General features: G+C 44.0%; 11 protein-coding genes, 1 tRNA gene and 1 pseudogene. 8 read left to right on the top strand and 5 right to left on the bottom strand.

Going from position 1 to position 13,848, the window contains the following annotated elements; all coding sequences use genetic code 11:
- Positions 1–431 precede the first annotated feature (431 nt).
- On the top strand, positions 432–1,109 hold the full coding sequence (locus tag NI464_RS12495; RefSeq protein ID WP_004730345.1) for a DUF421 domain-containing protein: 678 nt from the start codon (positions 432–434) through the stop codon (positions 1,107–1,109).
- On the opposite strand, the gene NI464_RS12490 is transcribed toward NI464_RS12495, so the two are convergent.
- From NI464_RS12490 to NI464_RS12480, 3 genes are all read right to left on the bottom strand, one after another.
- Positions 1,106–1,807, bottom strand: a complete 702-nt coding sequence (locus NI464_RS12490) for an HAD family hydrolase (RefSeq protein ID WP_253138760.1) — start codon at positions 1,805–1,807, stop codon at positions 1,106–1,108. The genes NI464_RS12495 and NI464_RS12490 overlap by 4 nt on opposite strands.
- Positions 1,808–1,954: 147 nt before the next feature.
- Positions 1,955–3,064 carry a porin gene (locus NI464_RS12485; RefSeq protein ID WP_253138757.1) on the bottom strand — a complete coding sequence of 370 codons (1,110 nt, stop codon included), beginning with the start codon at positions 3,062–3,064 and terminating at the stop codon, positions 1,955–1,957.
- Between the two features lie 136 nt (positions 3,065–3,200).
- Positions 3,201–4,439: an MFS transporter gene (locus NI464_RS12480; protein ID WP_253138754.1), complete on the bottom strand. Its 1,239-nt coding sequence runs from the start codon at positions 4,437–4,439 to the stop codon at positions 3,201–3,203.
- A 137-nt stretch (positions 4,440–4,576) separates the two neighbouring features.
- Here NI464_RS12480 and NI464_RS12475 point away from each other — a divergent pair.
- The 5 genes and pseudogenes from NI464_RS12475 to putP all read left to right on the top strand — a co-directional run bounded on the left by NI464_RS12475 (position 4,577) and on the right by putP (position 9,320).
- Positions 4,577–5,192 (top strand): annotated as a pseudogene (locus NI464_RS12475) (1-acyl-sn-glycerol-3-phosphate acyltransferase).
- Between the two features lie 63 nt (positions 5,193–5,255).
- The gene (locus NI464_RS12470) at positions 5,256–6,173 is read left to right on the top strand and encodes a patatin-like phospholipase family protein (protein WP_253138751.1); all 918 of its coding nucleotides are present in this window, start codon (positions 5,256–5,258) and stop codon (positions 6,171–6,173) included.
- Positions 6,174–6,275: 102 nt separating this feature from the next.
- Positions 6,276–6,749 (top strand): NfeD family protein, encoded by a 474-nt coding sequence (locus NI464_RS12465; RefSeq protein ID WP_253138738.1) that lies wholly within the window; start codon positions 6,276–6,278, stop codon positions 6,747–6,749.
- 12 nt (positions 6,750–6,761) lie between these two features.
- Positions 6,762–7,616, top strand: coding sequence for an SPFH domain-containing protein (locus NI464_RS12460; protein ID WP_004279377.1), 855 nt, complete (start codon positions 6,762–6,764; stop codon positions 7,614–7,616).
- 213 nt (positions 7,617–7,829) lie between these two features.
- Positions 7,830–9,320 carry a sodium/proline symporter PutP gene (putP, locus tag NI464_RS12455; protein WP_044111220.1) on the top strand — a complete coding sequence of 497 codons (1,491 nt, stop codon included), beginning with the start codon at positions 7,830–7,832 and terminating at the stop codon, positions 9,318–9,320.
- An 83-nt stretch (positions 9,321–9,403) separates the two neighbouring features.
- Here putP and NI464_RS12450 read toward each other — a convergent pair whose 3' ends face one another.
- Entirely contained in the window at positions 9,404–10,309 is a 906-nt protein-coding gene (locus NI464_RS12450) for a polyprenyl synthetase family protein (protein ID WP_180180987.1), read from the bottom strand.
- A gap of 225 nt (positions 10,310–10,534) precedes the next feature.
- The gene (gene prpF / locus NI464_RS12445; RefSeq protein ID WP_180180986.1) at positions 10,535–11,725 is read right to left on the bottom strand and encodes a 2-methylaconitate cis-trans isomerase PrpF; all 1,191 of its coding nucleotides are present in this window, start codon (positions 11,723–11,725) and stop codon (positions 10,535–10,537) included.
- 332 nt (positions 11,726–12,057) lie between these two features.
- Between prpF and NI464_RS12440 the strand changes: the two genes are divergently transcribed.
- Positions 12,058–13,413, top strand: a complete 1,356-nt coding sequence (locus NI464_RS12440) for an amino acid permease (RefSeq protein WP_253138735.1) — start codon at positions 12,058–12,060, stop codon at positions 13,411–13,413.
- Between the two features lie 88 nt (positions 13,414–13,501).
- Positions 13,502–13,577 (top strand) — tRNA-Arg (locus NI464_RS12435).
- Positions 13,578–13,848 lie beyond the last annotated feature (271 nt).

The raw sequence follows: 13,848 nt of genomic DNA, 5'->3' as shown, positions 1-13,848 counted from the left end.
AAAATCACAATTTCTAATTTAAAAACAGTTTATTAAAGTAGTGTAATCACTCTATTTTTCAGGCCACAAACTACAGATTTTTATAAAGATGAAGTGATTTGCTTACAAATTTCTAAACACTCCTAATTATTCAAAACACATTATTCAGAATATATATTGATAAATTTCAAATGGATAATACTTTTATAGATTTAAAAATAGACAGTAGAGAATGTGATCTTCTTCAAATTTAATCTGCTGATTTTTTATGCATTATTTACATGAAATCTCTATCTTATTTTCAATAGATCAAATAGCTAGATTTTTAAGTTCAAGCTTCTTTTTTAAATAGAATCTACCTTTATTCATAAACTTACATAAACACAGCAGCAAATAAAATACTGATATTGCTAGACTCGAGCCAAAGAGAAAAATGAGGATAAAGAATTTAAATGGACTGGGCGACCATATTTATAAATGACACCACCTGGGAGTTTACCGCAGAAATTTTGCTGCGTTGTGCCCTGATGTACACGATGATTATCCTGTTTTTGCGTCTGACCGGAAAACGTGGGGTACGTCAACTTTCTATCTTCGAAGTCGCTATCATTTTGAGCTTGGGTTCGATTGCCGGCGACCCGATGTTTACTGAAGATATTCCCCTGATTCAGGCAGTTCTGGTGATGTCGGTGATTATTATCATGTACCGCCTGACCACCTGGCTCATGATGAAATATCAGTGGTTTGAAGACCTACTGGAAGGTAAACCGATTTATATCGTAGAAGATGGCGTGCTGGTCGTTGAAGAAATTAAAAAAGGTAAGATGTCACATGATGAATTCTTTGCCGAAATGCGCCAGCAAGGCGTAGAACATCTGGGTCAGGTACGCACCGGTTTACTGGAAACTGACGGTAAGTTCAGTATCCTGTTTTTCAAATCGGATGAGGTTCGGCCTGGGCTGCCACTTTTTCCTAAAACCTGCTCTATAGTCCAACAGGTCAAGGCCGGGCAATTATATGCCTGCATTTACTGTGGACAGGTACAAACCCTTTCACATGCCGACCAGCAATGTCCGCGCTGTGATTCTTCGCAATGGGCCGAAACGATTGACTGTTTAAGAATAACTTAAGTCTGATTCAGTAACTGCAAATGCGCAAAAATTTCCGGCAGTTGCTGAATTTTATATCGGATATGTTCGGCATCGGCATGAAAGCCTTGCATCCATAATGCATGCATTCCGGCCTCTGTAGCTCCTTGTACATCATTAATGGGATGGTCGCCAATATACAGGCACTGTGCAGGCTGCACGCCTAGACGCTCTGTCGTGATCTGGAATATTTCCGGCTGTGGTTTGTTAAAACCCACCAACCCCGAACTGATGATCTCATCAAAATAAGGTTCAATACCCAAACCCCGAATCGTATTTAAACGGGTGTCATGTCCGCCATTGGAAACAATGGCTAGCTGATAACCCTGATCTTTCAGCTGCGTTAATACTTGTGTTGCTTGTGGCATTTCCACAGCGAAACGGCCAAACTGGCTAAACCAGAACTGGGCCAGTTCCTCTATGCTCGGAGGATTTAACCAGCTGAGTTCCTGCAATAAGGCATGGGCAGCCGAAGCACCAATACTGCCATGCGTCAGCAGTTCCTTTTTAGGATAACCGCCATTATCAATGCGTCTTACAATCTCGATAATTTTATCTGAATCGACCTGTGCCAATGCTGGAGCATAATATTCTGCCAGATAACGGCTATAGGCTTGTGTCGTCAGATCACGATGGGTCAAGGTATTGTCGAGGTCAAATAAAACAGCTTGAATAGGCATAATTTTTAAAACGAAGTGCTGAAACTTTCAATCATGTTAACAGTCCGAAACTTGTTAGATCAGACATAAAATTGCTAAGTTTTGTTGTTTTAAGCATAAAAAAAGCGATGCCAAAGCATCGCCTTTTCTTAGAGTACAAAATCTAAATTAGAATTTGTATTCAACACCTGTACCAACTACTGGTTGTTTAGTTTCTAAAGAACCACGCTCAAGTGTTAGATAACCGGCATAACCATATGCTTTCACTTGTTTACTAAATGCGTAATCTGCACCAACAAAGATCTGCTGTGCTTCATAATCGGCAGTATTATCTTTGAAGCTTGTAGTGTTTTGGCTATATTGACCTTTAACTGTCCAAGCTTTTGCATTTGGAAGATTATATTCAGCACCAATTAACCAACCTTGAGCATCATCAATATTAGCTGCTCCAGCTACATTTCCTGCTACATTTTCAACTTCTGATGTTTGATAAAGAGCTTTAAGCGCTAAACCATCATCTAGATTTACACGGCCAATTGCACGAATGGTATTTGCAGCAGCAAATAAAGTACCGCCCGTTACTTCTGGAGCAGAAGCATTATCAAAACCGCGCCCTAAGAAGTTAGTCGGAATTGCTTTGTCATAAGCAACACCTGCTACAACTACTGGGCTGTCATATACTACAGAAGCAGACCAAGCATCACCTAAACCACGATTTGCAGTTTTAACTACACCTTTATCAGATTTAATTCCTGAATTTTCACCAGTTGCCAATAGAGCATTCACTTTAATAGCACCTTGAGGCAAGGCAATAGCTGGAGCTTCATACACTACAGCATTCGCTACTCGGCTTTCACCAGTGAAAATACCACTTACATCAGCACGGTTACCTACATAGTTATTGAAGGTATCTACCGGGCTAGACAATTGTTTTAATGGAGTGTCATGTGCACCAATTTTTAAAGTACCAAGTTTTGCATCTTTTAAACCAACAAAACGGTTGCGTTTAGACCAGTCATCGCCTTCACCATCAGAGTTAAAAGCCCATTCAATTGCATAAATTGCACTTAGACGATCCGTTAACTTTTCATCCCCTTTTAAACCAACGAATGAGCTATTTGAACTTAGTTCAATTACATCTTTGTCAGATACCGGTGAAGCATTATCTTCAGGTAAATAATCTACTGACGCATCAATCTCACCATAGAAAGTTGGTGCTGCAAAAGTTGTCCCCGCCAAAAGGCTGAATGCAATTGCTGTTGCTAACTTAGTTTTCATCAAAAAAATCCTTAATTTATTTTGTAACAAATAATACACACGGCGCTTATATTACAAAATTATTAAATTAATATTTATATATTCTATTTAGTACTTTAGGCTAACATTTAACCAAACAGTTGATTATTTAGAAATTTTATACTTTTTCTGCAACTTTCATCCATCGGAAAATTGGAATTAGACTGAAAATTGCCACGATCACGATCAGATTCAGATAATTTTGATAGCCTAAAGCATCTCCAAAAATGCCACTCAGGCTATAAAGTCCCCCACTCACCGTGGCCATCAGAGCAACCTGAAAGGTAAAATCTGTCCCTGCCAGATGCTTACGGCTGTATTGCATGACCAAGGTCAACATGACCACCAAAAGCATGGCAGAGATCATATCTTCGGCCGCATTGATGAAATAAATGATCCAGTTCTCTACTTTGCTTTGCGTTTCATACTGTGCCGCTAACCAGGCATAGGCAATTAGAGTCATGATTTTTAGAACTGAAAAAATCAGTAAACTCCAGCTACGCGACCAGTATTTCAGGCACCAACCCGCCAGTCCGGCCCCAATCAAGGCAGCCAATGCTCCCAGCATCGTGACATAAAGACCAATCTGGCTAAAGCTCAGTCCGAGATCTACCATTAAAGGTTTTAACAAAGGCCCGGATAAACCGTCGACAACTTTAAAAGTCAGTAAAACCAGTAACCAGGCAGCCAAGGTTGAATCCGACCAGAAGTATTGAAAATAGGTTTTTATATTGCTGAGTGCAGGCCCTTTATCAGCTGGCGTGATAGTTTTTGAATGCTGAGGTTCTCTAAAAAATAAAATGGGTAAAGTATTAAGAAAAACCAGCACAGCCAGCAACAGAAAGGTACTTTGCCATTGCAGCAGATCGAGCAGCCATAATATGGCCCCGCCTCCGACAATGAATCCCAGACGCGAACCAATCACCTGAAAGGTATTGCCCCAGTGTTGCTGCTCATTTTTCAGAATATTGACTGCCAATGCATCGGTGGCAATATCCTGCGTGGCGCCAATACCATTCATCAATAAAAGCGTGATAAAAAACAGTAGTAAATACAGCGGCTGATTCAAGGCCTGAATCGGTAGAAATGAGAGCCCAATCAATACAGCAACTGACAGCCATTGCAAGGGAATAATCCAGCTACGGTAATGACCTTTGGCGCTCGATCCATGCCGATCAACTAAAGGTGCCCAGAATATTTTAATCGACCAAGGCAGCATTAACAGACCAAAGCCCCCGATATGCGCCAGCGATACCCCTTCAGCTCGCAGAATGACTGGCAAGGCATGCGTCATAAACCCGACCGGAAGCCCCTGTGCCCAATACAGCGAAAACAGTAAAATATAGGTATTCCGCATATTTAGGCTAAGTCCTTAAGGTGAAAATGCATCACCAGCATTTGAGATGCTATACATTTTGCCAATGATCCGGATTTTACAACAGTCTAATATAATAAAAAATAAAGAAAAATTAGTTTCAGGACGAGACAGAAGCAATGGCCCAAATACGTTTTCCCCTACTCCCGCCGCATGTGCCAGCCCGCGGCAGCAAGCTGAGCCGGACTTTTTTTGGCCCAAGGCTGGCGTCTGGAAGGCGAATTTCCAGACTTACCTAAAGCTGTGGCGATTATTTCCCCGCACACCTCCAATATTGATGCATGGCTGGGTTTTAATGCCCTGCTTGGTCTCGGTATTCAGATTACGATTTTCGGTAAAGACAGCCTGTTCCGCACACCGCTGAAGCCGGTTCTGGAATGGATTGGTGTAGTTCCGGTGGTGCGCGATAGTCCGCAAGGTCATACCCGACAGATTGTAGACATCATTGAAAAATCAGAACAGATCTGGGTCGGTATGGCACCGGAAGGTTCACGTAAGGCACCAGATAAAATTCGCAGCGGTTTTTATCATATTGCCAAGGTAGCCCATTTGCCGATTGTGATGTTTTCTTTTGATTATGATATCAAGACCATTCATATCCTGGGCGTGTACCATCTGACCGGTGATTATGAATACGACCTGGAACAGATTTATCAGCATTATCAAGGTAAATTCTCGGCCAAAAATCCAGACTGGGTGGCCAAGCCGTTACAAAAGCTTTTGAAAAAAGACTAGGCAAATACGGCTTTTTTTGATGTGATAGCCTAAATTTTGTTGATTTAATCACCAGTTTTTATAATGAAATTAGCCCGTTATGCCTTAATTGGCTGCCTTGGTTTCAGTCTTGCAGCCTGTGACAAAGCCACTAAAACACCCACGCCTGCCACGCCAATAAAAGCCCGTGAACCTGTCGTCGCCATTGCCCTCGGTGGTGGCGGTGCCAAAGGTTTTGCCCATATTGGCGTCATTAAAGTGCTCGAATCACACGGCATCAAACCGAAAATTGTCACCGGAACCAGTGCTGGCAGTTTTGTCGGCAGCCTGTATGCCAGTGGCAAATCGCCTTATCAGTTACAGCAGATTGCCCTGAACTTTAAAGAATCCGATATCCGCGATTTAACCTTGAACCGGCAAGGGATTATTGCCGGACAAAAATTGCAGGATTTCGTCAACAAGAATGTAGCGAACAAACCGATTGAACAGTTCCCGATTCGTTTTGCGGCAGTCGCCACTCGCCTGGACAATGGCCGTAAAGCTGACTTTATTAAAGGCAATGCCGGACAGGCAGTTCGCGCGTCCTGTAGTATTCCGAATGTGTTTGTGCCTGCCGTGATTGGCGGCACCAAATATGTCGACGGCGGCCTGGTCAGTCCGATTCCGGTCAAGACCGCCAAAGATATGGGAGCTGATATTGTGATTGCCGTGGATATTTCTGCCCGTCCGGATGGTAATAAGGCTCTGAATATGTGGGGCGTACTGGATCAGACCCTGAACATTATGGGACAGCAAAGTATTAATGAAGAGTTGAGTCAGGCCACTGTGGTGATTCAACCCAAAGTTGGACATATCGGTACTTTAGACTTGAAAGCCAGCAATGCCACCATTCTTGAAGGTGAAAAGGCCGCTCAGCTAAAAATCCGTACTATTGAAAAAGCCATTAGCAACTTTAAGCAGTCGCCAGCGGCATTTAAACCGCCACGTCAGGCAAAATTTTGATCCACGAATTTTTTATATTCATCTGCAGCCGCATCTGCTACATTGAAGATCAATCATATAAAGATGATGATTAATTAAATACTTAGCGATATAGGTCACGATATGGAATTAGTTCTTGAACCTTGGCACTGGTTTGTATTAGGCATTCTTCTGATTCTGTCGGAATTACTACTGCCCGCATTTGCTGCCCTCTGGTTCGGGATCGGTGCCATCATGGTTGGCGTCCTGTACTGGATGTTCCCGATGATGGGACTGACGACCCAGCTCCTGACCTGGATCGTACTTTCTGTTCTGTGTACGCTGCTCTGGTTTAAGTTTATCAAGCCACTTTCCACTGACAAGACCAAAGCCGGTCTCTCGCGTGAGGCGACCATCGGTCAGGTGGGCATGGTGATTCAGACCAATCTGGATCATGGGCAAATCCGGGTGCGCTTTCCGATGCCAGTTTTAGGCTCAGATGAATGGGAATGCCGAACTCTGGACCCAGTTCAGGTCGGAGACCGCGTTCGCGTCGTGGATATTCTGGGTAATGACCTGGTCGTACAACCCCACAGCACGAATTATCAAAATCAATAAGGTGAATAAGCTATGTCTGGTGGTTCTATCATTGTTATCGCGTTTCTGGCCTTTGTTGCGATTACCATTTTTAAAGGTGTGCGGATTGTACCGCAAGGCTACAAATGGATCGTACAGCGTTTGGGTAAATACCACACCACGCTAAATCCGGGCCTGAATTTTGTTATTCCTTATGTGGATGAAGTCGCTTATAAAGTCACGACCAAAGATATCGTTCTGGATATTCCCTCACAGGAAGTGATTACTCGTGATAACGCGGTCTTGCTGATGAATGCCGTGGCCTATATCAACCTGACCACACCAGAAAAAGCCGTGTACGGGATTGAAAACTATTCCTGGGCGATTCAGAACCTGGTTCAAACCTCACTACGTTCAATTGTCGGTGAAATGGATCTGGATGATGCGCTATCTTCACGTGACCATATCAAGGCACGCTTGAAATCCAGTATTTCCGATGATATCTCGGACTGGGGTATTACCTTAAAAACTGTAGAAATTCAGGATATTAAACCTTCAATCACTATGCAAACAGCGATGGAAGAACAGGCCGCTGCTGAACGTCAGCGTCGTGCAACCGTCACCAAAGCTGATGGTGAAAAACAGGCTGCAATTCTGGAAGCAGATGGCCGTCTGGAAGCCTCACGTCGTGATGCCGAAGCACAAGTGGTACTGGCTGAGTCTTCACAACGTGCAATTGACATGGTGACTTCCGCCATTGGTGATAATGAAATTCCGGTCGCCTATTTACTCGGTGAACAGTATATTAAAGCCATGCAGGATATGGCCAAATCGCCAAATGCCAAGACGGTAGTACTTCCAGCCGATGTGTTAAATACGATCCGTGGTGTTATGGGTCGCCCTAACTAATTGATCTTTTCACTTTATATATAGGCAGCCTGAGGGTTGCCTATTTTTATTCGCACAAGAAAATCTCAGCAAAAATTGTGAATTTATGGTTAAATTTCGCGTTTATTTTTGAAATCTACTGGATTTGATGTTGCCTGGCTTTCGGATTAAAGCTTTTCGCAGCTGTCTTATTCCTTGTTTCGATCTACTGTCCAACTTAAAAATGGATACCGTATGAGCTCCCTAAATCCAACCTTAATTACTTTTCTTTTCTATATTGTCGCAATGGTGGTGATCGGCCTGATGGCTTATCGCGCGACAAGCAACTTTTCCGATTACATCTTAGGGGGCCGACGTTTAGGGAGTTTCGTAACTGCACTTTCTGCAGGGGCTTCCGACATGAGTGGCTGGCTCCTCATGGGCCTGCCCGGTGCGATTTATCTTTCCGGCCTGTCTGAGATGTGGATTGCCATCGGTCTGATTATTGGTGCCTGGCTCAACTGGCTGCTGGTTGCTGGCCGTCTGAGGGTGCATACCGAAGTTCAGCACAATGCCCTGACCCTGCCGGATTATTTCTCGAATCGTTTTAACGACCAGAAGAAAATCCTGCGTATTGTTTCGGCTTTCGTGATTCTGATTTTCTTTGCGATTTACTGTGCTTCCGGCATGGTCGCAGGTGCACGCCTGTTTGAAAGCATGTTCGACATGTCTTACAGTACCGCACTCTGGATCAGTGCCATTGCCACCATCAGCTATGTATTTATTGGAGGCTTCCTGGCAGTCAGCTGGACCGATACCATTCAGGCGGGTCTGATGATCTTTGCCTTGTTGCTGACACCAATCGTGACGTTGATGGCATTTTCAGATATGTCTCAGGTAACTTTGGCACTGGAAGCTGCTCGTCCTCAAGCAATGAATATTCTGGGTGATCTGAGCTTTGTTGCGATTATTTCTCTGCTCGCCTGGGGTCTGGGTTACTTTGGCCAGCCGCATATTTTGGTGCGCTTCATGGCAGCCGATTCGGTCAAGTCGATTCCAAATGCACGCCGTATTGGCATGACCTGGATGATTCTATGTCTTGGCGGTGCAGTCGCAGCCGGCTTCTTTGGGATCGCCTATTTCCAGCAGCATCCGGAACTGGCCGCTGCAGTGAATGCCAATCCTGAAACGGTATTTATGGAACTGACCAAAATCCTGTTTAATCCATGGATTGCCGGTGTGGTGCTTGCTGCCATTCTTGCCGCAGTAATGAGTACTTTAAGCTGTCAGCTATTGGTCTGCTCAAGTACTCTAACGGAAGACTTCTATAAATCTTTCCTGCGTAAAAATGCCTCACAAAAAGAACTGGTCTGGGTTGGCCGTTTGATGGTGCTACTGATTGCCTTGCTGGCGATCTGGATGGCGGGTAATCCTGAATCTAAAGTTCTGGGTCTAGTGGCCTATGCCTGGGCAGGTTTTGGTGCCGCCTTTGGTCCGCTGATTATCCTGTCATTGTTCTGGAAACGCATGACCTTGAATGGTGCTCTGGCCGGTATGATCGTGGGTGCAGTCGTAGTTATTTTCTGGAAGAACCTGTTTGCTGACACTGGCCTGTATGAAATCGTTCCTGGTTTTATCTGTTCAATGCTGGCGATTGTGGTGGTGAGCCTGATGGGTAAAGCACCAACAGCAGAAATTACCGATCGCTTTGAAGAAGCTGAACGCCTGTATAACGAAAGCAAATAATTCTGTATCAACTAAAAAGAGGACTTCAAGTCCTCTTTTTTTATGCGGTTCCTTTAAATTTTTTTAGAAAAATAATTTTTCAATCAGCTTTTGCGCGTGAGCAGGAACTGGGTAATTTGCCTCAACTCTTCCGCCCCTTCAAAATGGTTCAAGGCATTGATCGCCTGATCATGTAATTGCTGGGCATAGGCCTTGGCCTGCTCCAAACCCATCAATGCCGGATAGGTCGATTTTTCTACCTGTTCATCCTTGCCGGCTGTTTTCCCCAACACTTCGGTATCGGAAATAATATCCAAAATATCATCCTGTACCTGAAAGGCCAGACCAATCGCCTGTCCAAACTCACGTAATTTAGGAATGGCCAGATCGGTACCCTCAAAAATAGTCACCGCCGCCATCATGATCGCGGCACTAATCAAAGCACCGGTTTTATTGCGATGAATATTTTCCAGTGCTTGCTGATCGATTTTCTTGCCTTCAGACTGCAAATCTAAAACCTGACCATTCACCATTTTCGAAGAAGCGGTTGCCAGAATCTGCATCTGCTTCAGTACAATGGAAGCTTCTACCGCTGGCCCCTGATCAAACAGACGACTGCTCAAAGTTTCAAAAGCCATAGACTGCAGGATATCACCTGCCAGCAACGCTGTATCTTCCCCATAAGCTACATGGCAGGTCGGCTGGCCACGACGTAGCAAATCATTGTCCATACACGGCAGATCATCATGGGCCAGTGAATAGCAGTGAATAAACTCGATCGCAACCGCTGCACGGCGCACTGCAGCGCTATTCTGGTTGGGTTTTAATGCGGCGGTGGCATAGCATAGTGCTGGACGTACTCGTTTACCGCCAAGCATCACAGCATGATGGACTGCCGACCTTAAAGGTTCCGGAATAGCAAAGGCTTCCAGAGCGGTCAATAAATCCTGTTGAATGCGGTGTTGTGCTTGAGTGAGTGCATGGGTTGATACGTCAGTGATAGATGACACATTCGCCTCGAATACGTAGTCCAGAAGAATAAAATGACAAGCGAATAAATGCCTGTACGCTGATCAGGCATTGTACCTAGAAATGCCTTGAATTTTCAGCCATAAATTGAATTGTTCTGCTGAAATTTGCTATTCAACATCAAATAAGCAAGTCAGAGATTTTAAACCATAAAAAAACCACCGCAGAACCGGTGGTTTTATTCAGGTTAAATGTATGCACAGCATTTAAACGAGAACATCTTCTGGTACGCGCACCCAGCCTTCCATCAAGACGCGGGCACTCCGGCTCATGATGGCCTTTTTCACTTTCCACTCACCATTTTCAAAACTTGCTTGTGCACCGACTCTCAACGTCCCGGAAGGATGACCGAAACGCACCGCTTCACGCTCTACTCCGCCTGCGACCCGGTTCACCAGTGTTCCGGGAATTGCTGCAGCTGTACCAATCGCCACCGCAGCCGTACCCATCATGGCATGATGGAGTTTACCCATAGACAAGGCACGAACCAGAATATCGGTGTCTGATTCAGTGACAGTTTTGCCACTTGAAGAGGTATAGCTACTCGGTGGTGCAACAAAGGCAATTTTTGGCGTGTGTTGTCGGGTTACGGCTTCTGCAATATTCTGAATCAGTCCCATCTGCTTCGCCGCATAGGCACGAATTGTCTCAAATTTTGTCAGGGCTGCCACGTCATTATTGATATGATCCTGAAGCTCTGTGCCCTTATAGCCGAGATCTCCCGCATTTAAAAATACAGTTGGAATGCCGGCATTAATCATGGTCACTTCGAAGCTGCCAATATTGGGCACTTCCAAAGTATCGACCAGATTGCCTGTCGGAAACATCGAACCACCTTCAGCATCGTCATCGGCTGGATCCAGAAACTCGATCTGCACTTCCGCCGCAGGAAAGGTTACGCCATCCAGTTCAAAATCACCCAATTCCTGCACTTGACCATCTTGCATCGGCACATGTGCAATAATGGCTTTCTGGATATTGGCCTGCCAGATCCGTACCGTGCATAACCCATTTTCAGGAATACGTTCGGCATCGACCAGACCATTGGAAATGGCAAATGCTCCCACTGCCGCGGTCAGATTGCCGCAGTTACCGCTCCAGTCTACAAAAGGACGGTCAATTGACACCTGACCAAATAAATAATCGACATCATGATCAGCGTGCAGGCTTTTTGACAGAATGACCGTTTTACTAGTACTGGAACTGGCACCACCCATACCATCAATCTGCTTCCCATAAGGGTCTGGACTACCAATCACGCGCAGCAAAAGCTGATCACGAATCCGGCCCGGCTGTTGTGCTGCTATAGGCAGGTCATCCAGCTTAAAGAAAACACCTTTACTGGTGCCTCCACGCATATAGGTGGCAGGAATCTTGATTTGGGCGGCAAAACTCATGAATTATTTCATCCTTTGACTTGTCTTTGTTTTCGTACGGGTTATTCAATATTTATATTCAAAGTATAGTATGTTGAAAGCAGAACTGCTTGACTGCCAGACCTTAGTATAAAAAAACGGCATTTGTGTTTTATCCAAGAAAAAAGAGAACTCGTCAGTTACACTTTCAATAAAATTAATATATTGATTCATTTATATTTTATTTCAGTTATTTATATGAATATTTTTTATCATTCCTTCAACAATATTTCATTCTTAGGATGGACTAGGCTTCTTTAGTCTGATCAATTACAATCAGCCACTTATCATTTTCCATTGTCGGGCTGAACACTTTGAATAACGAGTCTTCACAACTTCAGCGTGGCTTAAAGAACCGTCATATTCAGTTGATCGCCATGGGCGGTGCAATTGGCACAGGCTTATTCTTAGGTTCCGCACAGGTGATCCAATCTGCGGGTCCTTCTATTATTTTAGGCTATGCCATTGGGGGCCTGATTGCATTTTTAATCATGCGTCAATTGGGTGAGATGATTGTTCATGAACCTGTCGCAGGTTCATTCAGCCATTTTGCTTATAAATACTGGGGCAAATTCCCTGGTTTCCTTGCGGGTTGGAACTACTGGATTTTGTATATCCTGGTGGCCATGACCGAACTTACTGCGGTTGCGAAATATATTAACTACTGGTGGCCGCATATTCCAGCCTGGGCATCGGTATTGTTTTTCTTTATCGTGATTACACTGGTCAATCTCGGCAATGTGAAATTCTACGGTGAATCAGAATTCTGGCTTTCCATCATTAAAGTGACTGCGGTCATCTCGATGATTGTCTTTGGCCTGTATCTGATCCTGACTGCTGATGCTTCTTCAGGCGCATCTTTTACTAACCTTTGGACCGCGGGCGGTTTCTTCCCGAATGGTTTTGAAGGTCTGTTCTACATGCTGGCATTCTTAATGTTTGCCTTCGGTGGTATCGAACTCATTGGTATGGCGGCTGCAGAAGCTGAAAATCCGGAAAAAACTATTCCGAAAGCCATTAATCAGGTGGTTTTCCGTATTCTGATTTTCTATGTTGGTGCCTTGACGATTCTGTTGTCACTCGTGCCTTGGAATCAGCTTGAGCTTGGTGGTCTGGACAAAAGTCCGTTCGTGATGATTTTCAGCCAATTGGGAATTGGCTGGGCAGCGCATTTGCTGAACTTTATTATTCTGACAGCAGCACTATCTGTGTATAACAGTGGTATGTATGCCAACAGCCGTATGCTCTATGGTCTGGCTCAACAAGGAAATGCACCTAAAGTCTTCATGAAAGTGAATAAGCAAGGTACGCCAATTCCTGCTGTATTGTTTTCTGCCGTGCTGATTTTCGGCTGTGTGCTACTCAACTACTTCGTGCCTGAAGATGCCTTAAGTCATCTGATTTACATCGTAGTCGGTGCATTGGTATTGAACTGGGCCATGATTACGCTGACCCATCTCAAGTTCATTCAGAGCATGAAAAAGCTAGGACAGAAGACTTCCTTCCCTGCGCTGTGGTCTCCAGCGGGCAATATTCTGGTTCTTGGTTTTATTCTTACGATTCTTTACATCATGTGGACGCAAGGATTCCAGGAATCTATTTTGATGATCCCGCTTTGGATCGTGGTCATGTTCGGTCTGTTTAAGTTACTTAAGCCTAAAAATACCTAGACAACTCCTGTAGCTATGAGTCCTTAAAAGTTATTGCTTCGGCAATAACTTTTTTTTGTATTTTTTACAGTACAATAGCCTTCTTTTCGCGCCCTTAGCTTAACTGGATAGAGCAGTTGCCTCCTAAGCGACCGACGTGGGTTCGAGTCCCGCAGGGCGCACCATCCTTTCAAAATGTGATCTATACTTCAAAAAATTAGCGTTAATCTTCATATTTTTAGAATATTTTTTATACAAAAAATCATTTTTTCTTCATTATTTTATTTCTATTACTTTCAAATACTTATTTCAAAATGAGGCTATTTTTTGGTGTAAAAACTCTATTTTGATGCTTTTTTAGACTAATTAGTTTTTTCTAGAGCATTTACTCTTATTTTAATTGTGCTATTTTTGTCACATGGAGTAACAAATGATTGCGGATAAATACCCGAAATC

The organism is Acinetobacter lwoffii, from assembly GCF_024129685.1.
In the GTDB taxonomy this organism is placed as follows: Bacteria; Pseudomonadota; Gammaproteobacteria; order Pseudomonadales; family Moraxellaceae; genus Acinetobacter; species Acinetobacter lwoffii_X.
This window is presented reverse-complemented; position numbering and strand designations above follow the sequence as displayed.